The organism is Polynucleobacter sp. AP-Jannik-300A-C4, assembly GCF_018688335.1.
Lineage (GTDB): Bacteria > Pseudomonadota > Gammaproteobacteria > Burkholderiales > Burkholderiaceae > Polynucleobacter.
This window is the reverse complement of record NZ_CP061316.1, coordinates 1,844,538-1,866,921: the sequence shown is the minus strand read 5'-3', so window position 1 is coordinate 1,866,921 and position 22,384 is coordinate 1,844,538. Positions and strand designations below refer to the sequence as shown.

The 22,384-nt window shown below is 45.8% G+C and carries 25 protein-coding genes; 16 read left to right on the top strand and 9 right to left on the bottom strand.

The genetic code is table 11. The features are described 5' to 3' along the window. The first annotated feature begins 74 nt into the window (after window positions 1–74). Window positions 75–1,139 (top strand): homocysteine S-methyltransferase family protein, encoded by a 1,065-nt coding sequence (locus tag FD975_RS09720; RefSeq protein WP_215302190.1) that lies wholly within the window; start codon window positions 75–77, stop codon window positions 1,137–1,139. Further along, complete coding sequence (gene metH / locus FD975_RS09715) at window positions 1,136–3,883, top strand: methionine synthase (protein WP_215302189.1); 2,748 nt, start codon at window positions 1,136–1,138, stop codon at window positions 3,881–3,883. The genes FD975_RS09720 and metH overlap by 4 nt, the downstream gene beginning before the upstream one ends. 30 nt (window positions 3,884–3,913) lie before the next feature. Here metH and FD975_RS09710 read toward each other — a convergent pair whose 3' ends face one another. Further along, complete coding sequence (locus FD975_RS09710) at window positions 3,914–4,231, bottom strand: DUF1840 domain-containing protein (protein ID WP_215302187.1); 318 nt, start codon at window positions 4,229–4,231, stop codon at window positions 3,914–3,916. Window positions 4,232–4,266: 35 nt separating this feature from the next. On the opposite strand from FD975_RS09710, the gene argS reads away from it, so the two are divergent. Genes argS through FD975_RS09695 form a run of 3 tightly spaced genes read left to right on the top strand, consistent with a single transcriptional unit; the run spans window position 4,267 to window position 7,318 of the window. Next, entirely contained in the window at window positions 4,267–5,994 is a 1,728-nt protein-coding gene (gene argS / locus FD975_RS09705) for an arginine--tRNA ligase (protein ID WP_215302186.1), read from the top strand. A 50-nt stretch (window positions 5,995–6,044) separates the two neighbouring features. Continuing rightward, window positions 6,045–6,659 carry an SPOR domain-containing protein gene (locus FD975_RS09700; protein ID WP_215302185.1) on the top strand — a complete coding sequence of 205 codons (615 nt, stop codon included), beginning with the start codon at window positions 6,045–6,047 and terminating at the stop codon, window positions 6,657–6,659. Then, on the top strand, window positions 6,656–7,318 hold the full coding sequence (locus tag FD975_RS09695; protein WP_215302184.1) for a thiol:disulfide interchange protein DsbA/DsbL: 663 nt from the start codon (window positions 6,656–6,658) through the stop codon (window positions 7,316–7,318). The genes FD975_RS09700 and FD975_RS09695 overlap by 4 nt, the downstream gene beginning before the upstream one ends. Window positions 7,319–7,327: 9 nt before the next feature. On the opposite strand, the gene FD975_RS09690 is transcribed toward FD975_RS09695, so the two are convergent. The 5 genes from FD975_RS09690 to FD975_RS09670 are packed head-to-tail and all read right to left on the bottom strand — an operon-like array spanning window position 7,328 to window position 12,145. Next, window positions 7,328–8,104 carry an SDR family oxidoreductase gene (locus FD975_RS09690; RefSeq protein ID WP_215302183.1) on the bottom strand — a complete coding sequence of 259 codons (777 nt, stop codon included), beginning with the start codon at window positions 8,102–8,104 and terminating at the stop codon, window positions 7,328–7,330. Then, window positions 8,101–9,396, bottom strand: a complete 1,296-nt coding sequence (locus FD975_RS09685; RefSeq protein ID WP_215302181.1) for a cyclopropane-fatty-acyl-phospholipid synthase family protein — start codon at window positions 9,394–9,396, stop codon at window positions 8,101–8,103. The genes FD975_RS09690 and FD975_RS09685 overlap by 4 nt, the downstream gene beginning before the upstream one ends. Next, a complete protein-coding gene (locus tag FD975_RS09680; RefSeq protein ID WP_215302180.1) occupies window positions 9,393–10,178 on the bottom strand; it encodes a DUF1365 domain-containing protein in 786 nt (261 codons plus the stop codon). Before FD975_RS09680 ends, FD975_RS09685 begins: the two co-directional genes overlap by 4 nt. Then, window positions 10,179–11,567: an NAD(P)/FAD-dependent oxidoreductase gene (locus FD975_RS09675; RefSeq protein WP_215302179.1), complete on the bottom strand. Its 1,389-nt coding sequence runs from the start codon at window positions 11,565–11,567 to the stop codon at window positions 10,179–10,181. Beyond that, on the bottom strand, window positions 11,567–12,145 hold the full coding sequence (locus FD975_RS09670; protein WP_215302178.1) for a glutathione peroxidase: 579 nt from the start codon (window positions 12,143–12,145) through the stop codon (window positions 11,567–11,569). The genes FD975_RS09675 and FD975_RS09670 overlap by 1 nt, the downstream gene beginning before the upstream one ends. 90 nt (window positions 12,146–12,235) lie before the next feature. Between FD975_RS09670 and rfaE2 the strand changes: the two genes are divergently transcribed. After that, on the top strand, window positions 12,236–12,727 hold the full coding sequence (gene rfaE2 / locus FD975_RS09665) for a D-glycero-beta-D-manno-heptose 1-phosphate adenylyltransferase (RefSeq protein WP_215302177.1): 492 nt from the start codon (window positions 12,236–12,238) through the stop codon (window positions 12,725–12,727). Between the two features lie 27 nt (window positions 12,728–12,754). On the opposite strand, the gene FD975_RS09660 is transcribed toward rfaE2, so the two are convergent. Together FD975_RS09660 and FD975_RS09655 are read right to left on the bottom strand one after the other, a co-directional pair. Continuing rightward, window positions 12,755–13,576, bottom strand: a complete 822-nt coding sequence (locus FD975_RS09660) for a type III pantothenate kinase (RefSeq protein ID WP_215302176.1) — start codon at window positions 13,574–13,576, stop codon at window positions 12,755–12,757. Then, window positions 13,573–14,373: a biotin--[acetyl-CoA-carboxylase] ligase gene (locus FD975_RS09655; protein WP_215302175.1), complete on the bottom strand. Its 801-nt coding sequence runs from the start codon at window positions 14,371–14,373 to the stop codon at window positions 13,573–13,575. Before FD975_RS09655 ends, FD975_RS09660 begins: the two co-directional genes overlap by 4 nt. A gap of 46 nt (window positions 14,374–14,419) precedes the next feature. Here FD975_RS09655 and FD975_RS09650 point away from each other — a divergent pair, with 46 nt between their 5' ends. The 7 genes from FD975_RS09650 to FD975_RS09620 are packed head-to-tail and all read left to right on the top strand — an operon-like array spanning window position 14,420 to window position 19,120. Continuing rightward, window positions 14,420–15,514, top strand: a complete 1,095-nt coding sequence (locus FD975_RS09650; protein WP_215302174.1) for a VanZ family protein — start codon at window positions 14,420–14,422, stop codon at window positions 15,512–15,514. 12 nt (window positions 15,515–15,526) lie between these two features. Further along, window positions 15,527–15,835 (top strand): ferredoxin, encoded by a 309-nt coding sequence (locus FD975_RS09645; protein ID WP_215302172.1) that lies wholly within the window; start codon window positions 15,527–15,529, stop codon window positions 15,833–15,835. A gap of 22 nt (window positions 15,836–15,857) precedes the next feature. Further along, window positions 15,858–16,574, top strand: a complete 717-nt coding sequence (locus tag FD975_RS09640; RefSeq protein WP_215302171.1) for an alpha/beta hydrolase — start codon at window positions 15,858–15,860, stop codon at window positions 16,572–16,574. Window positions 16,575–16,603: 29 nt separating this feature from the next. Beyond that, window positions 16,604–16,873 (top strand): YbeD family protein, encoded by a 270-nt coding sequence (locus tag FD975_RS09635; protein ID WP_114654086.1) that lies wholly within the window; start codon window positions 16,604–16,606, stop codon window positions 16,871–16,873. 9 nt (window positions 16,874–16,882) lie between these two features. After that, complete coding sequence (gene lipB, locus FD975_RS09630; protein WP_215302170.1) at window positions 16,883–17,527, top strand: lipoyl(octanoyl) transferase LipB; 645 nt, start codon at window positions 16,883–16,885, stop codon at window positions 17,525–17,527. Further along, complete coding sequence (gene lipA, locus FD975_RS09625) at window positions 17,524–18,540, top strand: lipoyl synthase (RefSeq protein WP_215302169.1); 1,017 nt, start codon at window positions 17,524–17,526, stop codon at window positions 18,538–18,540. Before lipB ends, lipA begins: the two co-directional genes overlap by 4 nt. 4 nt (window positions 18,541–18,544) lie before the next feature. Then, window positions 18,545–19,120 carry a hypothetical protein gene (locus FD975_RS09620; RefSeq protein WP_215302168.1) on the top strand — a complete coding sequence of 192 codons (576 nt, stop codon included), beginning with the start codon at window positions 18,545–18,547 and terminating at the stop codon, window positions 19,118–19,120. 25 nt (window positions 19,121–19,145) lie between these two features. Here the strand turns inward: FD975_RS09620 and FD975_RS09615 are convergent, their stop codons facing one another. Further along, complete coding sequence (locus FD975_RS09615; protein WP_215302167.1) at window positions 19,146–19,400, bottom strand: accessory factor UbiK family protein; 255 nt, start codon at window positions 19,398–19,400, stop codon at window positions 19,146–19,148. 263 nt (window positions 19,401–19,663) lie between these two features. On the opposite strand from FD975_RS09615, the gene FD975_RS09610 reads away from it, so the two are divergent. From FD975_RS09610 to FD975_RS09600, 3 genes are read left to right on the top strand one after another with little or no spacing between them, the layout of a single operon-like run. Next, a complete protein-coding gene (locus FD975_RS09610; protein ID WP_215302166.1) occupies window positions 19,664–20,509 on the top strand; it encodes a TorF family putative porin in 846 nt (281 codons plus the stop codon). A 25-nt stretch (window positions 20,510–20,534) separates the two neighbouring features. Next, the gene (locus FD975_RS09605) at window positions 20,535–20,873 is read left to right on the top strand and encodes a P-II family nitrogen regulator (RefSeq protein WP_011903792.1); all 339 of its coding nucleotides are present in this window, start codon (window positions 20,535–20,537) and stop codon (window positions 20,871–20,873) included. A gap of 13 nt (window positions 20,874–20,886) precedes the next feature. Then, on the top strand, window positions 20,887–22,350 hold the full coding sequence (locus tag FD975_RS09600) for an ammonium transporter (RefSeq protein ID WP_215302165.1): 1,464 nt from the start codon (window positions 20,887–20,889) through the stop codon (window positions 22,348–22,350). The last annotated feature ends 34 nt before the right edge of the window (window positions 22,351–22,384 follow it).

The window sequence follows — 22,384 nt, the reverse complement described above, 5'->3', positions numbered from 1 at the left end:
TGTGCTCCAGGTCAGATAAAAGTGGCTTATTGCCAATACAATAAGAGATTCTAGAGATTAATCCCGGTTAAGCAATGCAATCTAATGGTTTATCCCAGCCCTACACCCGTGGCCAGGCACTTCCCGAGCTACTGAAGCAGCGCATCCTGATTTTGGATGGCGCTATGGGCACCATGATTCAGCAATACAAGCTCAATGAGGCAGATTACCGTGGATTGCCAGCTAACCAGCGCTTTGAGGCTCATCCGGGCGATATCAAGGGTAATAACGAACTCTTAGTTCTGACTCAGCCCCAGATCATCAGCAAGATTCATGAGCAGTATTTAGATGCAGGCGCAGACATTATTGAGACCAATACTTTTGGCGCCACTTCTGTCGCGCAAGAGGATTACAAGATGGCGGGCTTGGCACGAGAGATGAATGTGATCTCTGCCCAATTAGCGCGTGCGGCATGTGAAAAATACTCTACGCCAGATAAGCCACGTTTTGCAGCTGGAGCAATTGGACCTACCCCAAAGACGGCAAGCATTTCTCCAGATGTAAACGATCCAGGTGCACGTAATGTGACATTTGATGCATTGCGGGCTTCTTATCGCGAACAGATTGAAGGCCTCTTTGAGGGTGGCGTTGATTTATTTTTAGTCGAAACAATTTTTGACACACTGAATGCAAAAGCTGCTTTGTTTGCATTGGATGAATTTTTTGAAGAGACTGGCGAGCGTTTGCCGGTGATGATTTCGGGAACAGTGACTGATGCTTCTGGTCGTATTTTGTCTGGACAAACAGTTGAAGCCTTCTGGAATAGTCTGCGTCACATCAAGCCCTTGACCTTTGGTTTGAACTGCGCCTTAGGTGCAGCGCTCATGCGTCCTTATATTGCTGAGCTTGCTCGTATTTGTGATGCTGCTGTATCTTGCTATCCCAATGCCGGCCTCCCCAATCCAATGAGTGATACAGGTTTTGATGAGACCCCAGAAATTACCTCTAGCCTAGTTGATGGCTTTGCAAAAGATGGCTTAGTCAATCTCGTAGGCGGTTGCTGTGGAACGACGCCAGATCATATTCGTGCAATTGCTAATGCGGTTGCTAAGCGCAAGCCACGTGCCTTCTACCGTGAGAGCGCGGAGGTGTCAGCATGACTAAGGCTGTGAAGGTAATGCCGGCGATGAAGCTTTCAGGCCTAGAGCCTTTCAATGTCACGCCAGAAGTTGGTTTTGTAAATATTGGTGAGCGCACTAACGTTACGGGCTCTAAAGCATTTGCACGCATGATTTTGAATAATCAATTTGATGAAGCCTTAGTAGTTGCAAGACAGCAAGTTGAGAATGGTGCCCAAGTGATTGACATCAATATGGATGAGGCGATGTTGGATTCAGAGGCAGCGATGACGCGCTTCTTGAATTTGATCGCCTCAGAACCAGATATTGCTCGTGTACCGATCATGATTGACTCCTCCAAGTGGAGCGTGATCGAAGCTGGCCTGAAATGCATTCAAGGTAAGCCGATTGTTAACTCGATCTCACTCAAAGAGGGTGAAGAGTCTTTCAGAAAACAAGCACGCTTGATTCGTCGTTATGGCGCAGCATCTGTAGTAATGGCTTTTGATGAAGTGGGTCAGGCAGATACTTTTAAGCGCAAAACAGAAATTTGCCAACGCTGCTATCAAATTCTTGTTAACGAGATTGGTTTTCCTGCGGAAGATATTATTTTTGATCCGAATATCTTTGCCATTGCGACTGGTATTGAAGAGCATGACAACTATGCAGTAGATTTCATCAATGCGACCCGCTGGATCAAGGAAAATTTGCCAGGCGCGAAGGTCAGTGGTGGCGTCTCTAATGTTAGCTTCTCGTTCCGCGGTAATGATCGTGTGCGTGAAGCCATTCATACTGTGTTCCTGTATCACGCTATTCAGGCGGGTATGGACATGGGTATCGTCAATGCAGGCCAGCTTGGCGTTTACGCAGACTTAGATTCTGAATTGCGTGAGCGCGTTGAAGATGTGGTGCTCAATCGTTTTAAAGAAAAAGACGGTAAGACTCCAACGGAGCGTTTGCTGGATATTGCTGATCAATTTAAGGGCGGTGGCGCGAAGCAAGTTGAGAACTTGGTATGGCGTGAAGCCCCAGTACGTGAGCGTTTAACCCATGCTTTGGTGCATGGCATCACTACCTTTATTGAAGAAGATACTGAAGAGCTGCGTGCCCAAATTATGGGTGCAGGTGGCCGTCCAATTGAGGTCATTGAAGGCCCTTTGATGGATGGAATGAATGTCGTCGGCGATTTGTTTGGTGCCGGCAAGATGTTCTTGCCTCAAGTGGTTAAGAGTGCGCGTGTGATGAAGCAAGCAGTGGCTATTTTGATTCCCTATATTGAGGAAGAAAAACGCTTGCATATTGCCTCTGGTGGCGAAGCCAAAGCCAAAGGCAAGATTGTGATGGCAACTGTTAAAGGCGACGTGCATGACATTGGTAAAAACATTGTGACGGTAGTGCTGCAATGTAATAACTTTGAAGTTGCGAATATGGGTGTCATGGTGCCTTGTGCAGAAATTCTGAAGCGCGCGAAAGAAGAAAAAGCAGATATCGTTGGTCTTTCTGGTTTGATTACCCCATCTTTAGAAGAGATGACTTACGTTGCTCAAGAGATGCAGCGTGACGACTATTTCCGTGAGCGTCAAATTCCATTGATGATTGGTGGTGCGACAACTTCACGCGTTCATACTGCGGTGAAGATTGCGCCACACTATGATGGACCAGTGGTTTATGTGCCAGATGCATCTCGTTCTGTATCGGTGGCATCAAGCTTGCTATCGGACGAAAGTGCTAAGAAATTTATTCAAGATCTGCGCGATGACTACGTGCGTATTCGTGAGCAGCATGCTAATAAAAAAGCATCCCCAACGATTTCATTAGAAGCAGCGCGTAAGAATCGTGAATTAATTGATTGGTCTAGCTATGTGCCCGAGAAGCCTAAATTTATTGGGCGTCGCGTTTTCAAGAATTTCTCTTTAAACGATATTGCTAAATATATTGACTGGACACCGTTCTTCCAGACTTGGGACTTGGCTGGTAAGTTTCCAGCCATCTTGGACGATGAAATCGTTGGCGTAGAGGCTCGTAAGGTATTTGAAGATGGCCAGGCGCTTCTTGATAAATTAATCAAAGGTCAGTGGTTGCAGGCTGATGCTGTAGTTGCGTTCTATCCAGCAAACACGATAGGTGATGACATTGTCTTGTACAGCGATGAATCTCGCGAGCATCCATTATTTGTTTGGCATAACTTACGCCAGCAGTCTGAGCGGCCTGTAGTCGACGGCGTTCGCCGACCTAATCGTTGCTTGGCAGATTATGTGGCGCCAAAAGATTCCAATGTGGCTGATTACCTCGGCTGCTTTGCTGTTACGACTGGGCACGGTGTTGAGAAAAAAGTGGCTGAGTTTCATGCTAAGCATGATGACTACAGCGCAATCATGTTGCAATCCTTAGCCGATCGTCTAGCAGAGGCATTTGCAGAGTTAATGCACCACCGCGTTCGTACTGATCTGTGGGGATATGCGACCGATGAGATTTTGACAAATGATCAAATGATCAATGAGGAATACCGCGGCATCCGTCCAGCGCCAGGTTACCCAGCCTGTCCTGCGCATGAAGTTAAAAAAGACTTATTGCGAGTGATTGGCTCAGAAGATATTGGTATGACATTGACTGAATCAATGGCTATGAATCCGGCATCTAGTGTCAGTGGTTTTTATCTGGCACATCCAGATGCACGTTATTTCAACGTGGGCAAGCTATCAGCTGATCAAATTGAAGATCTTGCTAAGCGTCGTAATGAGTCTGTTGAAGACATCCGCCGCCAACTGGCCAGTTCAATCGACTAAGTCTGCTTTATCTGAGTGAGGTGCAGGGCTTTAAACGCCCCACATTACCGGTTCATCCTTCGCCTTAGACTGCTTCATCAGCTCCAGAAAGGGATAGGCACGCTGCCCAAGCCTATCGGCAAGCTTCGGTTTTTCTGTATTTTCTTGATCAGACATATTGCTTTTAGCCCGATCTTCCAAATCTTTGAGGATGGCCGTTTCTAAGGCCATGATGAGGGCTGGTAGTTGCTCTAACGTCAAAATACCTCTAGGCTCTAATGGGCGGCCCAAAATCTCAAAGATTCGCTGGGTCAGATCAGCCAGCATGATGACGTCAGGACCCGCTTTGGAGCGAAATTGATAGATCATTTCGATAGCTTACCACCTGATAAACTCACTTATCTATGTTGTTAACTAATAAAAATCGTTTAATTGAAATGCTGAGTGCAGCCCTGCTGGGTTTGGCTCAGGAGCGTGGTTTGGGTGACGCCCCGGCGCCCCGCCTAGAACGCCCTAAGGCAGTAGACCATGGCGATGTTGCATGTAATATTGCCCTCCAGCTTTCCAAGGCTTGGAAGCTCAATCCCAGGGAATTAGCGCAAGCACTGGTTGAACGTTTAGAGCAGCAACCCGGCTATGGTGATCTCATTGCTTCTTGTGAAATCGCGGGCCCTGGGTTTATTAACTTTCGATTGAGTAACGCCGCTAAAACTGCGGTGGTGAACGAGGTTCTCACGGCGGGATCCCAGTTTGGTCAGCTAGCTCCAGAAGCTGCTCCGGTTTCCAGGGCCATGATTGAGTTTGTGTCGGCCAATCCTACTGGCCCGCTTCACGTTGGTCATGGTCGTCAAGCTGCGTTAGGAGATGCGCTGGCAAACTTATTGGCAACTCAGGGTATTCAGGTGCATCGCGAGTTTTATTACAACGATGCTGGGGTTCAGATTGCGAATTTAGCGCTCTCAGTCCAGGCTCGCTTGAATGGACTTAAACCAGGTGATGCGGCTTGGCCAGAAAGTGCTTATAACGGTGAATATATTGCGGAGATTGCTACTGCTTTTAAGGCTTCATCTGAATATAAAGATGATCTTGAAGCCATGCGTCAGTTTGCCGTGGCATATTTGCGCAATGAGCAAGATATCGACTTAAAAACATTTGGTGTGAAGTTTGATTGCTATTACCTAGAGTCTTCTTTGTATACCGATGGTAGTGTTGCAAAAATTGTCGACGAGCTACAGAGTATTGGTAAGACCTATGAGTCTGAGGGCGCACTATGGCTTAGGACAACAGACGATGGCGATGATAAAGATCGCGTCATGAAAAAGTCTGATGGGAGCTTCACCTACTTTGTGCCGGACGTTGCCTATCACACCAGCAAATGGAATCGTGGCTTTGAAAAAGTGATTAATGTTCAAGGCAGCGATCACCATGGCACGATTGCGCGAGTGCGCTCAGGCTTGCAGGGTGTGGCTCAGAAGCGCGGTTGGGAGATTCCGAAAACCTATCCAGAGTATGTGCTTCACAAGATGGTGACAGTGATGCGCCATGGCGAGGAAGTCAAGATTTCTAAGCGTGCAGGTTCTTATGTGACTGTGCGTGACTTGGTTGAGTGGTCCGGTGGTGTTACACCAGAGATGGCTGGCGATGAGCGTGAGCTTGCGCTTCAGCGGGGACGTGATGCAGTACGTTTCTTCCTTATTTCTCGTAAAGCGGATACGGAGTTTGTATTTGATGTTGATTTAGCATTGCAGCAAAATGATGAGAACCCCGTGTTTTATGTGCAATATGCCCATGCTCGTATTTGCTCAATCTTGACTCAATGGGGTGGACAAGTCTCTGACCTCAAGGGCGCAGACCTTTCCTTGTTGCAAAGCAAGGCCTCAGATCATCTCTTACGTCGTCTAGCTGAATATCCAGAAATGCTCACTGATGCAGCTGCAGATTTAGCTCCACATGCTTTGGCTTTCTACTTGCGTGATTTGGCGGGAGATTTCCATACCTTCTATAACGCAGACCGCGTTTTGGTGGATGACCCTGCATTGAAATTAGCTCGTCTCGCATTACTTTCGGCAACTCGCCAAGTGCTTGAAAATGGATTAAAAGTATTGGGTGTATCAGCACCCGCTAAGATGTAAGCTTTAACACTCGTTAGAGCTTAAGAGGTAAAAAGAAGGATGGGGACTCGATGAAAAATAACAATCACAACGACAGCTTTGATCTAAAGACACAGTCTTCGAGTTCAGAGTATGGCGGCACTATCCTTGGTTTTATCTTAGGGCTTGGTGTTGGCCTAGGCGTTGCTTTTGTGATTGCTTTTTATCTCTCAAAAAACACCCCCCAAGAGCGTCCTGGCGTCAGAGCTCCCAACCTTCCCTTAACTATTAAATCAGGACCGGCACCAGCGGAAGGTGAAGCAGCTGCCCCAGCAGAGGCTTTAGATTTAAACAAACCTTTACAAGGTAAGTCTGCCGCACCAGCTTCCGATGCTTCGGACCCAATTGCTGATTTAGCAAGCGGTAAGAAGCCGGCTGAAGTGGTTCCAACCCCTGTCGCAAAATCGGATGCAATTTATTTTTTACAAGTTGGCGCATTTAACAAGCGCGCTGATGCGGATGCTCAAAAAGCCAGTTTAGCTATCCAGGGTATTCAGTCTCAATTAAGTGAGATTACAAGTGAGGGCAATACACTGTGGCGTGTTCGTGTGGGTCCGTATAACAGTATTGAAGAAAGTAACCCCGTGCGTGATAAGTTAAATAGCATGGGCATTAAACCAAATGTTATTAAATCTGGTAAATCATGATTACATTATCCAAATCTAAAAGAATTTTTTTATCCGCCACCATTCTGGGCTTGGCAGTTTCATTCTCAGGCTTTGTTAGTGCGCAAAGCCCTAAGATTGAAGAAGGCTTTGACTATCGCATTCTTCCTACCCCTCAGCCAGTTGAGTCCAAGGGTAAGGTTGAGGTGATTGAGTTTTTTTGGTACGGTTGCCCGCATTGCTATGACTTTGAGCCAGAGCTCAACACCTGGCTTAAGCGCCAACCTAAAGATGTTACTTTTCGTAAAGTACCCGTTGCCTTTCGTGATGACTTCATGCCACATAGCCAGTTGTTCTATGCCTTAGAAGCTATGGGCAAAGGAGAGGTGATGAATGACAAAGTCATGTACGCCATGCACAAAGAAAATAAGCGACTCATGACGGAAAACGAGATTGCGGATTGGGTCGCCTCTCAAGGTATTGATCGCAATACTTTCTTGGCTACGTACCGTTCATTTGCTGTTGTATCTAAAGCCCGCGCTGCAAGACAGATGGCTGATGCTTATCGTATAGATGGCGTGCCAACTATTGTGATGCAGGGTCGTTATGTGACATCGCCATCCATTGCCGGGACTAAAGCTAAGGCGATTGTAGTGATGGATTTCTTGGAGCAAAAAATCCGTAAGGACAAGTACAAGTAATCTAAAGCCTTAGATTTTGACGAAGCGTCGTACGATCCAAAAATAGAGTGGGTAAGGCAGGATTCTGAGGAATTTTAGGAATCCTGAAAACCGCTTAGGGAAGTGAATATCAAACTCTCCAGCCTGTAGTCCAGTGAGAATTTCTTTTGCAGCCTCGTCAGCGGTAATGAGTGCTGGCATTTCAAAATCATTCTGTGCAGTTGCTTCAGTTGCGACAAATCCTGGTGAGATCATGTGTACGCTCACTCCTTGGGGAAGTAAGTCGTAATACAAGGTTTCACAGAAATTAATAATCCCTGCTTTACTCGGCCCATATGCAAGGGCTTTTGGTAATCCACTGTATCCCGCGACACTGCCCACGATAGCAATATGACCGGCATGCTCTTTGAGCATATTGGGCAAAACAATGCTCACTGCCCGCATAGGCCCTAGCAGATTAGCATCGATAGTCTTCTGTGCAATCTCAAAATCAAAATTGTCAGCGCGTAAGGGGGTATATACACCCGAAACAAATAGTAGTAGGTCTAGACCGCCCCAAGCCCCTAGAATTTTCTGGTAGGAAGATAGGATCTGTTCTTGCTTGGTGACATCAAGAGGGAGCACCAATGCTTGTTCCGACTGCGCTGATTTAGCAAGGGCATTGAGGCGTTCAGTACGACGACTAGAGAGGGCGACTTTTGCGCCAGCCTTGATGAAGGCTTGAGTGCAGGCTTCACCAATTCCGCTGGAAGCACCGATGATCCAAATACGTTGATTTACAAATGAATTAATTCCTTTTTGTTTCATGGGCACAGGGCATCGCTTGAGTGAATAGCATCTTGGTGTTTGAGGGTGTATTGCACAACATCAATATTCTTTTCGAAGAATCCAGCAGCGCAATACATGAGATAGAAATTCCACAGTCGAATAAAAGCCTCATCAAATCCAAGGCGATAGATTTCTTCAATCTTCTGGTTAAAGCTATCACGCCATAGGCATAAGGTTTTAGCGTAGTCAGAACCAAATGCAAACTCAGCTTCAACCTCTAAGCCTGCGCTGGCAGCAGCAGCCTTGAATTTACTTGGTGAGGGCAGCATGCCGCCTGGGAAAACATATTGCTGAATAAAGTCGGTGCTGTGTCGATAGCGATCAAATAAGTCTTCTGCTATGACGATAGTTTGGATGCAGGCTCGACCCCCTGCTTTGAGTCGCTTTGCAACTACTTGAAAATATTCATCCCAATGGTTTTCGCCGACCGCTTCAAACATTTCAACGGAGGCGATCCCATCAAATCGTTCAGTACAGTCTCTATAGTCTTGTAGGCGCACCTCGAATTGCTGTGCATTCCCTGTCTCTGTAACTACCTTTTGAAGTCTAGAGTCAGCAAAGGATTTTTGCTCTGCTGACAAAGTGAGACCGGTAACTTGATTGCCATTGCGTAAGGCTTCTTCCATAAATCCACCCCAACCACAGCCGATCTCTAGTAGTCGGTCGCCTGGTTTAGCATGGATGGAATCTAATATGTGTTTGATTTTTGCGCGCTGCGCATCCATCAGTGATTGCTTATCACCTTCTGAGAACCATGCACTTGAATAGCTCATAGTGGGGTCTAGCCAGAGGCTATAGAAGGCATTACCTAGATCATAGTGAGCATGGATATTTTTACGACTTCCAGATTTGGAGTTGTCTCTAAACCAATGTCTCAGGCGATACGCTATGGAGCCCAACCAACTTCCATAGATTGCTTTTTCTAGAATGGTGCGGTTCCGAATAGCTAGCTCTAGAACAGCCTTGAGATCAGGTGTATTCCATTCACCTCGAATATAACTCTCGGCAAAGCCAATATCGCCATGGGATAGCACTTGTTTAAATACAGACCAATCTAAAACCTGAATCTCTGCATGTAGTTGATCTGACTTATTTCCAAATTCCCTTATTTCTTTATTTGGCAGTGTCAGAACCAAATGCCCACTTCGCAATTGCGCTAAGAGACCTAAAAGGGTGTGTGTGCTTGCGCGATATTGCTGTTGCTTTGATTTCGGCCTATCCGGACGGGAGAAGGTGAGGCGAGACAGTAGTGATTGACCGGGGCGATTCATCGGGTAATTTCAAGTTCTGGTGGTTTGGGTTTTGAATGAAAGGGTACACCCTTTAGCCATAATTTCAATGCTTGCCAATGAATGCGGCCAATCACACCAAGACTCATTAGCGGGTAGCGTAGAAAGGCAAGGTAAAGTGCGCTTTTACTCAGGGGTTGAGCTAGGCCACTGATACTGGTATTGATCAATGGACTCCAATCCTCATGGAGCTCAATTCGACAAACGATATTTCTCTTGGAGCGACTGTCCTGTGAAAATAAGAAACGGAAGTGGTATTCCCCGCGAACATCGCAGAAAGGTGATACGTGAAACACTTTCTTGCTCACCAAAGTCTCTCCAGATTTCAGTGCTGCACCAGAGTCATGGTGAAGTAAGTAGCAGTGTCGTTCGCCAAAAGTATTATTCACTTCAGCCAATACAGCCTGAACTTGTCCATTGGCTTGAGTGCAGATCCAAAAGCTGACAGGATTGAAGACATAGCCTAGTACTCGCGGGAAGGTTTGCAACCAAATCTCGCCATCAATATGCTGAATGTGGTGCTGCTCAAGAATTGTTTCAATCCATGACAGGCTATCTACATTCCCTATTCCATGATCTTGATCGAAGAATGAAAAAAGTCCGAACTGATTGTCTTTGAGACCATGCTTGCTGAGTAGTTGCGGATCGCTCCTGCGTGCACGCATTGGAATAGATAAAGTAAATACACCATAGCCAAACGCATTTTTAGCAGGACGAAAACGCCGATGCTTTACCGTGCCAAAATTAATCGTTGGCAAATTCATTTACTGAGCATCTTTAATGGAATTGGGCAGGGCGCGATGAGCAATTTTTTCCATTAGATCCATTGCCACTAATTCACCTGAACGTAAACCGTCTTCATGAAAGCCAAACCCAGTCCATGCGCCGCAATACCAAATCGAGGAATTACCCTGAATTAAGGGTAGCTCTTTTTGTGCCTGGACCGCGCGCATATCAAATACTGGATGCGAGTAATGAATTTCTTCATGGACTAGAGATGGGTTGGGATCAGTTAGCGGGTTTAGACTCACAATAATCTGCGTATCATCGAATGCTGAAGGCAGAGGTTGTAAGCGGTTGATTAAATAATTGACGCTGACATGTTGTTGCGCAGTTGGTGTCGCACCAGATTTTGCAGTGTAGTTCCAAGCTGCCCAGCAGCGCTCAGTGGCCGGTAAAAAATTCCGGTCTGTATGCAAAATTGCACGATTCTTTTGATAAGGTACAGAGGCCAAAATATTCCGAGCATCTTGGTCAATACCATGGACTAACTCTAAAGTCTGATCGCTATGACAAGCCATAACCACTTCATCAAACCAGTGCGATCCTGAAGGGGTAATGACTTCGACCTGAGAATTTTTTGACTGACAGGCGTTGACACGGGAAACGGATTCGCGCACAAACTGGACTTGATGTTTCTCCAGTGCTGCGACTAAAAGCTTCACGTATTCTCGCGAACCTCCTTTAACAGTAAGCCATTGCGGACGATTTTGAATTTGCAAAAGGCCATGGTTGTGACAGAAGCGAACCATGGTCTGAATTGGAAATTCCAGCATCTGCTCAACTGAGCATGACCAAATAGCACCAATCATTGGCAAGAAATAATTTTCCCTAAAACTAGTGCTAAAGCGGTTGCGATCTAAAAAATCTTTAATACGCTCATCTGGCTCTGAGTATTCAAGCTTAGCAGTGATTTGTTCTTCTGCGAGTCGAGTGGCGAGACGATTGAAGCGTAGGATGTCATAAGCCATTCTCCAGAATGACAATGAGAATAAATTTCTTCTTTGCCCAAAAAAAGAATTGATGTCGTTGCCGGCCCATTCAATCTTTTTGTTGCGTCCTATTTTTTCGCCGGCATCAATCGAGACAGAAAAAGACATTTCTGATGGAGCAATTGGAACTTGAATTTCCTCAAATAGACGAACTAAGCGGGGATAGGTTTTACGATTAAATACCAAAAAACCAGTATCTACCCCGTGAGTCAGCTTACCTTCAGAAGTTTCTATTGTGAGATCTACTGTATTGCTATGACCACCAATATGATTGCCGCCTTCGAATACAGTGAGATCTAAGTCTGGGTGCTGTCTTAATGCATATGCGCATCCCAAACCAGAAATACCGGCGCCTATGATGGCAACTTTTTTCTTACCCACTAAATTTTCTCTCCAAGAAGTTTCTCTATCTCACTAGTAATGCTGCTGCTCGTTGGTTTAGTCAAGCTGCCATATGAATCCACTACATTACCATTGCGATCAATAAGATATTTATAAAAATTCCATTTGGGGGTTGTACCAGTTTTAGCAATGAGCATCTTAAATAAAGGATTGGGCTTGCTGCCACTGACCGAGCTCTTAGCAAACATAGGGAACTTTACGTCATAGGTATTTTTGCAGAAGTCAGCAATGTCTTTATTGCTACCTGGTTCTTGTTGCCCAAAATCATTTGATGGAAATCCTAATACAACTAAGCCACGATCTTTGTATTTAGCATATACCTTCTCTAGATCCTCATATTGACTTGTAAAACCGCAAAAGCTCGCTGTATTGACGACCAAAATGACTTTTCCCTGATATTGGCATAGGCTTTGAGGCGCTTCATCCTGCAATCTCGGAAAACTGTGGGACAAAAGAGGGCTACAGTTGGGTGATGCTGTTGGCGCAGCCTGAACCAATTGCGCTGCAGACACCAGAAAGAGAAGTGCCAATAAATGTCTTGGCAAGTTATGAATCATTTTGAGCCTATTAAAGGGGTGGGGATGTCCAAGTCTAAGACATTCTGGCAAATATCGTTGATCCTGGCTCAATGCCATTAATATGACGCTATGAGCTCCCTACCTTTACCTTCTTTTGAGTCCAAAGTCTGCGCGCTGGCAGACCTGGAGGCTCGTATTTCCGAACTTCCAAGACCTTTGGTGTTTACGAACGGCGTCTTTGATATTTTGCACCGCGGACATGCTAGTTACTTGGCTCAAGCGCGAGCATTAGGAGCGAGTCTGGTCGTGGGCGTGAACTCAGATGCCTCGGTCAAAATGTTGGGTAAGGGCGATGACAGGCCTATTAATACCGAGGCTGACCGCCAGGCTTTATTGGCGGCGTTAGAGAGTGTAGATTTAACCGTATTATTTACGGAGCAGACCCCAGTGAATCTGATTGCAAAAATTCATCCGGATATCTACGTTAAGGGTGGAGATTATGAGATCGACACCCTAGAAGAAACGCGTTTGGTAAAAACCTGGGGTGGCAAAGCAGTCGCTATTCCATTTTTATATGAGCGATCTACTACAACGCTACTGGGTAAGATTCGCGCTAGCTAAGCACAGTAAATTAAAAAGAGCTAGTACTCAAAGATTTTGCAAGAGCCAAGCCCAAAGTCCACGCAGTACCAAGCCTTCGATAGGCTCAATGGGTAAGGCCGCTAGCTCAGGAAATTGTTTAATTGCATTTGCCAAAATTTTGGCATTACCACCGTCAAGCCAAATTCGTTCGACAGGATGATTCATTGCTTTGGCTAAATACACTGCTTGCAGTATTGCTCCCATTTGAGCCGCATCACACCCTCCGGTAATAGCTTCATCCGTTGTTATGCCAAAGCCCCCTTGTGTTTCAGGCTTACTAGGGCGAACTACTAATGGAAGTTGGGCAGTATTTTGTTGAAGGCTCTCATGCATCAAGCTAAGACCCGGTAAGATCCAGCCACCGTAGTGAACGCCGTTACCGCCCAGTAGGTCAATGGTCGTGGCAGTTCCAGCGTTAATCACCAGCGTATTGGTATTGGAGAGTGCTCTTGCCCCAATCAGTGCAGCCCATCGGTCTGCGCCCAGCTTGCTTGGGTCTTGATAGAGTGTGCGTACACCCTCATAAGTACTACTACCTGAAAACTGCTTCCACTCAAGCTCTTGCCATTGCGGAAATAGGCTGCGTAGATTTTCAATGGCAGTATTGCCCGCCACACAGCAAAATGCAATTGCATCTGGCTTTGGTAATGTTTTAGAAATATAGTCGGATAGCTCAGCTCGTAGCTCGGGTGATTTGAATGACTTGTTGCTAATCGATCCAGAATATGCCCACAGTTTTTTGTTGCGGTCTGAAATGTTTTGTGTTGATTCGACAGCAGCCCACTTCAACCGAGTATTACCAAGATCAAATACCAAATAGAGACTCATGATTGCACTCGCAAAGAAACATCGCCTGCATGAATGACAATAGATTTGTCCTGCTGCTTTAGGATTAATGCACCAGCGTCATCAACACCAGCAGAAATTCCGATGATAGGCTCTTTGCCTGCGCCTGATATGCAAACAGATTGATTGTTATATGCATCCCACTGCGCCCATGAATTTTTAAAATAGCCAAATCCATGTTGCTTAAATTGAGCTAAATGCTTATCAAATGAATCAATGAGTTTTAGCCAAATAAACTCAGTATCAGGAAGAGGTGTTTGGTGGGGAACGAGTTGATCCAAAGCAGCAACACCAAGTGAGGATTGGGTATCCAGATTCTTTGCAAGCACTAATGCATTGCGTAGATTTAGGCCCAGCCCGATCACCATCCACGTAGGTGAGCTTGGGTTGCTTTGCCCACCTTCAATCAGAATGCCACCAAGTTTGGAATGATTTAGCAGTAAATCGTTTGGCCACTTTAGCCTTAAACCTTGCTGATAGAGTGCGTGTTCATTGGTGCCTAGAGCCTCAGCAATGCCGGAGACGACTGCCAGCCCTATTACTAAACTGAGTCCGCTAAGCTCATTAGGGCGCTTATTGAATGGGTAGGCCAAGGAGAAGCATAGGGTGTCTTGTGGGCTGGAAAGCCAAGCCCTTCCAGCCCTGCCTTTGCCAGAAGTCTGCTCGTGGGCAATGCGAGCAACAGGATCGATTAATTCCCCTGCGCGCCAGCGGGCCAATAAATCATCATTGGTCGATTTAGTGCTAGCAACACGTTCTAGGATGCAATTCGGATTCATTTTCCTATTGTAGAAAGATCTAGCCTAGCTGACCTAGAATAAGGGAATGCATCACGAAGATCAGCGTCCTCGCAAGTTTGTTTGGCCCCTCCAGGCGATGCCCTTAGCTAGGGCCATTAGTTTGAGCTACGCGCTTTTAATCCTTTATGTCAGCCTCAATCCCTTTGATTTCCACTTTGACAATGGTATTGCTGCATTAGCGTGGTTAGATGCCCCTTTGCCTCGCTTCATCACGCTATTTGATGTCTCGGTCAATATCTTGGCCTATATTCCCCTGGGATTTATGTTGGTCTTTGCCTGTTATCCGCGTTGGCGTAATTTTGTTGCCTTAGGAATTGCTTTGGGCTTGAGTGCAGTTTTAGCATTGAGCGTGGAGTCCTTGCAAACCTGGCTACCCACCCGGATACCGAGCCAAATGGATTGGTGGGCCAATGTATTGGGCGCTTTGTTAGGCGGCCTGCTGGCTATCCCCTTAGGTCCTCAGTGGCTCTCTGGTAGTGTGGTGCGCCGTCGTTTTGACCAATGGTTTGGATTGAACTGGGCCGCTTGCGCCCTGTTTCTCCTTTTTCCTTGGACTCAGATCTACCCGCAGAGTTCTTGGCTTGGAACTGGAGTATGGGGACATGCGATTTTTGCCTCGGTTGACTGGGGAACTATGGTGATAAACCATGTTGTACAGGAATCCATCATTACAGCGGTCTGCTGGTTGGGTGCCGGGCTTTTACTATCGCTAGGGATGCGTACAAAAGCTCCCCAGTGGAAAATCTTGAATGGCTTGCTTTGCTTCACCGTTATAGTAAAAATTGCCTTTACGGCATTGCAATTCGGAGCAGTATTTAGCTTGTTGTGGCTCACGGCTGGCGCTATCTGGGGGATGGTGCTGGGAAGCCTGCTGCTGAAATGGGCCCTGCGGTTATCTGTCAGCAATAAAGTTTGGCTTGCGATCACTTGTTTGTTGAGTGCAACCCTGGCAATTAATCTCCTACCAGACAATCCTTACTTCATTTTGACATTACGGCAGTGGTACCAGGGCCGGCTATTACACTTTAATGAACTAATGCAATGGGTTTCAGTAGTATGGTTGCCATTGGCGTTAATTTGGGCACTCCGAAATCGAACTACCTTTAATTCAAAAACTTGATTGAGATAATGTATGAGCTTTAAGCACCATGTTTTTTTCTGCCTAAACCAGCGTAAGAATGGCGAAGATTGTTGCGATCGTCATAATGCATTTGCATTATTTGAGTATGCAAAAAGTCGTGTGAAAGAGTTGGGTTTATCAGGCCCAGGAAAAATTCGCATAAACAAGGCAGGATGTTTAGATCGCTGCGCTGATGGACCGGTAGCAGTAATTTATCCAGAGGGTATTTGGTACACATTTGTCGACACTGAAGATATTGAAGAAATTATTCAGTCACACTTAGTGCAGGGGCGCCCAGTAGAGCGTTTGCAGTTAGCTTAAAAAGATTTCAGAAAGCGTTTCCATGAATAGCCGTACAAAAATCATTCATATTGATGGTGTTGTGGGTCAAATCGAAATGTCGATTGACCTACCGGATGAGTTAAAAACGAATACTGATTTTTTAGTGAGGGGTTTAGCCCTAGTTGCCCATCCTCATCCGTTAATGGGTGGAACGATGGATAACAAAGTCGCACAAACCATGGCGCGTGCTTTTAATCAGTTGGGTTACGTCAGTGTTCGTCCGAATTTTCGAGGCGTAGGGGCTACTGCTGGTGTGCATGATGACGGTATTGGCGAGATGGAAGATCTACTGCATGTCACTGATTGGATGCGAACTCCCTCAAGCTGGAATCAATTTGAAGCTAGCTCACAACAAGCGTGGACCCAGACTGCAAATACTTTGCCTTTAGTCGTTTCTGGTTTCTCATTTGGAAGTTTTGTTGGGACTCATTTAGTGCAACGTTTGTCAGAACTTGGACGCCCAGCTGAACGACTCGTCATGGTCGGAAGTGCTGCAGGTAAGTGGGTCTTGGCACCTGTACCTGCCGATACGATTTTGATTCATGGCGAGGTGGATGAAACTATTCCCTTGATCGATGTCTTAGATTGGGCGCGTCCTCAAGAATTAACTGTTCAGGTAGTGCCAGGCGCAGATCATTTTTTCCACCGACGTCTACATTGCATACGTAACATCATCACCGGTGCTTGGTTAGGTATGCCTGATCATCGCAATCAATAAACTACCAAGCAAATTAGAAAGATCAATACATGACTGAAGATAGAAAATCTCTTATTGAATATCCATCTGAGTTTCCTATTAAGGTGATGGGTAAAACCAATCCAGAATACTTGCCAGCAATTTTGCATATTGCCCGTCAATTTGACCCCACCCTTGATGAGAGCAAGGTTGAGCAACGACCTTCTAAAGATGGAAATTATTTGGGCATTACTTTGCCGATCACTGCAACCAGCCGCGAGCAATTAGATGAGCTGTATCGCACTTTATCCACGCATCCTTTGGTTAGTGTTGTCCTCTAAATTATTTGCATGAGTTTTTTAGTAAAAAATTTAGGGGTAGCTGATTATGAGACTACCTATCAAGCGATGCGCGATTTTACGCAGCAGCGAGATGCTGAAACTCCAGACGAAATTTGGATTTTGGAGCATCCTCCAGTATTCACTTTGGGTTTGGCGGGAGATGCGAGTAATTTACATTCCCCTAGCAATCAAATTCCCTTAGTGCAGGTGGATCGCGGCGGTGAGATTACTTATCATGGCCCTGGTCAAATCGTGGCGTATCTAATGCTCGACCTCCGGCGCTTAGGGATTTTTGTAAAAGAGCTTGTCTCCCGAATTGAGCAAGCTTTAATTGACACTCTGGCTGATTTTGGTATTCAGGCAGAAAGACATGCTGGTGCCCCAGGTATTTATATCTCCCAGCAGAGTCTAGTTTCATCCGAGTATCGGGGTGCAAAGATTGCTGCTTTGGGTCTGAAGGTCTCAAAAGGATGCTCCTATCATGGGCTTGCCCTGAATGTATCGACTGATTTAGAGGCTTTTTCCCGTATTCACCCATGTGGGTATGAGGGCTTAAGGACGGTTGATATGCAAACCCTTGGGATCAAGGACAATATAGACATCATTAGCCAAACCCTTTTAGGGCATTTGCAAAAGCAACTGACTTCATCATGACCACCAATAAGCCGGATCTCGACACTGCCGCCACTGGCAATAGTCGCCAAGACCTGAATTACGATGCTTCCCGAAAGCAAAAGTCGAGCGAGAAAACTGCGCGTATTCCAATCAAGATCGTGCCCCTAGAGCAGGTGCTCAAAAAGCCTGATTGGATTCGTGTAAAGGCTGCTTCTAATAATTCACGTTTTTCTGAGATCAAAAAAATTCTTCGTGAGAACGAGTTAGTAACGGTTTGCGAAGAAGCAAGCTGCCCCAATATTGGTGAGTGCTTTGGCAAAGGCACTGCTACCTTCATGATCATGGGTGACAAATGTACGCGTCGTTGTCCGTTTTGTGATGTGGGTCACGGCAGACCGGATCCGCTGGATACCAAAGAGCCTGGCAACTTAGCGCGCACCATCGCCGCTTTAAAACTCAATTATGTGGTGATTACGAGTGTCGATCGTGATGATTTGCGCGATGGTGGCGCCATGCATTACGTGGACTGCATTTCTCAATCACGTGATCTATCTCCAGGCACCCGTATTGAGGTGTTGGTTCCAGACTTCCGCGGTCGCCTAGACAAGGCTTTAGATATTTTTTCTGAGCATGCACCTCAAGGTCTGCCCGATGTTATGAATCACAATTTAGAAACCGTACCGCGTTTGTACAAGCAGGCGCGTCCTGGTGCTGACTATGCACACTCACTGAAACTGTTGAAAGACTTTAAGGAGCGCTTCCCCCACATTCCAACCAAGAGTGGATTGATGGTTGGATTAGGTGAGACTGACGAAGAGATCTTAGAAGTCATGCGTGATATGCGTGAGCACAATATCGACATGCTGACTATTGGACAGTATCTGGCGCCTTCAGGTCACCACCTCCCAGTGCAGCGATATGTTCATCCAGATGTGTTTAAGCATTTTGAGGAAGAGGCTTATGCCATGGGCTTCTCTCATGCCGCTGTGGGTGCGATGGTGCGCTCTAGCTACCATGCTGATCAACAAGCACATAGTGCAGGTGTTGTCTAAACATATGCTCCATAAGTTTGGTGTAGTTCTAGCGCTTGCATTGCTACTTTCTGCTTGTAGTCCGAAGCTAGATTGGAGGACAGTGCAGTCTCCGCAAGATCGCTATAGTGCTTTATTTCCAGGCAAGCCTGAAAAGATTCAACGAAAACTCCCATATCAAAATCAAGAAATTCCACAAACTCTAGAAGCGGTAAAAATTGAGGATGATATTTATTCAGTGAGTACGATTCATTTGAGTAAGGATCAAGCCACACTGGCACCTAAATTATTAGAGCAACTACAGGGCAACTTATTGAATCGTGCGAATGTCAGTTTAGAGAGTGCACTTAGTGTTGATGCTCTATATCAGACAGCCAATAAACAGCGTATTGCGACTAAGGATTACTTCTTAGAATTTAAATCTACTGGTGCAGTAGAGCAGTCAATGCGTGTACGTTGGATTACCAGAGTTGCGCCGGATAACGGAGTATGGATTTATCAAATCTCCGTTTTGCATACAGCACCAGCAAGGGTAGATGCAAAACAGTTTTTCTCTGAAGAGGCATACGTCAACTTCTTTGACGAGTTCCGTCCAGAATAGTTTCCAGACGAAACGAAAATTCAGATTAAGACTTTTCTAAGGCGGCCACTTTAGCTTCTAGTGCTTCTAGCTTTTCTCTGGTCTTTGCTAATACCTTCGATTGCAAATCAAACTCTTCACGAGTCACTAGGTCCATTTTCTGGAAACCTTGATTCATCATAGCGCGCACATTCTTTTCAATCTCTTGTGCAGGTGAGTTACGAATAGCATCCCCAACCTTGTTTTGCATATCGCTAGCAATGCGCTGGATTTGTTCTAGGATTTCGCCTGTTTTTTGCATAATGCTGCCCGCCGTTCTATTGAAAGTTGCATAAAAGACACAGTCAACATTTTATGTTGTTGAGTCAAAAACAGCTGAAACCAGTCAAAAATGCTGCAGTTGTACCAAAATGAACCGAATTGGTGCAAATGTAAGCACTAATGGGGTGCATAAGCCTTATTTAGGGGAATTGCACCAAATTGAAAGAGGCTCCGAGATTCATGATCACTCCATGCAATAAAGCATTTATCCCTTTTTTCATTACACACAGCAAGGAGTAACACATGAAAATTATTCAAAAGACAGCCATCGCTCTAGCAGCATCTGGCTTATTAAGCGGTCTAGCTACTCAGTCAGCAATTGCTGCTGATGCTCCAGAAGTCAGCCCAATTACAGCTAACGTTACTGTGACTAATGACTATCGTTACCGCGGCATCTCTCAGTCCAATTATCAACCAGCCATTCAGGGTGGTTTTGATTATGCCCATGAGAGCGGTCTATACATTGGTAACTGGAACAGCTCAATTAATTGGGTGTCAAACACTACAAACAATGGCATCAAAGCACCAATTGAAATGGACTTCTATGGCGGTTTCAAGAAGGATTTAATTGCCGAAGGCTTTGCTTCGGATTTTGGTGTTCTTCAGTACTACTATAACCAAACTGGCGGCAATTACAACGGTGCAATGCTTAATCCAAATACTACTGAACTGTATGCTGCACAAAACTTTACTTTTGGGCCAGTAACTGGTTTTGTTAAGTTGAATTATTCTCTGACTAATATTTTCGGTATTCCAAATAGTGCTGGATCTTTCTACCCTGACCTTACTGCAAATTACGATACGGGGATCTGGGGCATTAGCTTAAATGGCCACGTTGGATATCAGTACATTGCAGGACAACCTGCAACTTCGTCTGGTCTGTTTTCGCAAACTCCAAGCAATATTAGTTACACCGACTTTAAGTTGGGCGCTACTAAAGACTTTGGGGCTGGACTTTCATTATCTGCTGCTTATGTAAGTACAAATGCAAACCCGAACTGGTGGAATACTTGGACAGCTCCTGGTGCTGGTATGCAGAGCTCTGCGGGTCGTCCAGGCGCTGTAGTTTCCCTCACCAAAGTATTTTAATTCCTTCCTCTGAACGGAGAAACTTATGAAATTAATTACCGCAATCATCAAGCCCTTCAAGCTTGACGAAGTGCGCGAAGCTCTCTCGGAAGTGGGAGTTTCGGGTATTACCGTCACTGAAGTTAAAGGCTTTGGTCGTCAAAAAGGTCACACCGAGTTGTATCGCGGTGCAGAGTATGTAGTCGACTTTTTGCCAAAAGTAAAAATTGAAGCTGCTGTTGAAGATGGCATCTTGGAGCGAGCGATTGAAGCAATTGAAAAATCTGCTCGTACTGGAAAGATTGGCGATGGCAAGATTTTTGTCTCACCAGTTGAACACGTCATTCGTATTCGTACCGGTGAAACCGGTGCGTCAGCACTTTAAAGAGAGGTTCAAAATGTTAACTTGGATGAAACGACTCCTAGCTGGAAGCGCAATGGCCTTGGCTATTGGTACAACTAGCGTGATGGTAGCTTCGCCAGCTTTTGCTGATGAAGCTAAGCCAGTTGCCGCCGCGGCCGCAGCTGCAGTTGCTGCTGCTCCTGCATTAGTCCCAAATAAAGGTGATACAGCTTGGTTATTGGTGTGTACTGCATTGGTAATCTTGATGACATTGCCTGGTTTGGCTCTGTTCTACGGCGGCTTAACACGCAGCAAGAACATTCTTTCTGTACTCGTACAGTGCATGTTTGTCTTTTCATTAGTAACTGTTTTATGGGCACTTTATGGATATAGCTTTGCATTTAGTGAAGGCGGTGCGTTCATTGGTGGACTAGATCGCTTGTTCTTGCAGGGCATTACTCCAGACTCGGTTGCAGCTACCTTTAGTAAGGGTGTTGTGATTCCTGAGTTTGTGTTTATGGCCTTCCAAGCTGCATTTGCAACCATTACTTGCTGCTTGATCGTTGGTGCGTTTGCTGAGCGTGCAAAATTTTCTGCAATTATTTTGTTTGTGATTTTGTGGTTCACTTTCAGCTACTTACCAATCGCTCACATGGTTTGGTTCTGGCCTGGTCCTGATGACATCAAAGATGCTGCATCACTTGAAGCTATTACAGCTCGCGCTGGTTGGTTATGGCAAAAGGGTGTTCTCGACTTTGCTGGCGGTACCGTTGTTCACATCAATGCTGCGATTGCAGGTTTGGTAGGTTCATTTGTAGTCGGCAAACGTTTGGGTTACGGTAAAGAAGCAATGAAGCCGCACAACTTAGTGTTCGTCATGATTGGCGCCTCACTCTTGTGGTTCGGTTGGTTTGGCTTCAATGCTGGCTCTGCTCTCGAAGCAAACGGCAGTGCAGTATTGGCATTCGTAAACACATTGTTGGCAACAGCTGCTGCAGTGTTGGGCTGGTCATTTGCTGAGTGGATTACTAAAGGCAAGCCTTCCATGTTAGGTGCTGCATCTGGTTGCGTAGGTGGTTTAGTTGCAATTACTCCGGCTGCTGGTTTTGTTGGCCCAATGGGTGCAATCGTGATCGGTGCTCTTGCCGGCGTGGTTTGCTTATGGGGTGTTTCTGGTCTCAAGAAGATGTTGGGTTCAGACGACAGCTTGGACGTATTCGGTGTGCATGGCGTTGGCGGTATCTTAGGCGCTTTGTTAACTGGTGTGTTCGCAGATCCAGCCTTAGGTGGAACAGGTATTTGGGATTACGTAGCTAATGCTGCAGCCCCTGATTACTCTATTGCTAGCCAATTGTGGATTCAGAGCCAAGGTGTCATTGTTACCCTAATTTGGTCTGGCGTAGTTTCTTATATCGCCTTCAAATTGGTGGATATCGTGATTGGCTTGCGCGTTAAGGAAGATGAAGAGCGCGAAGGTTTGGATATCAGTTCCCACGGTGAGTCCGCTTACGAGTCTTAATTAGCGTTTTTACCCCTCACTGGGCGGCCTTGGG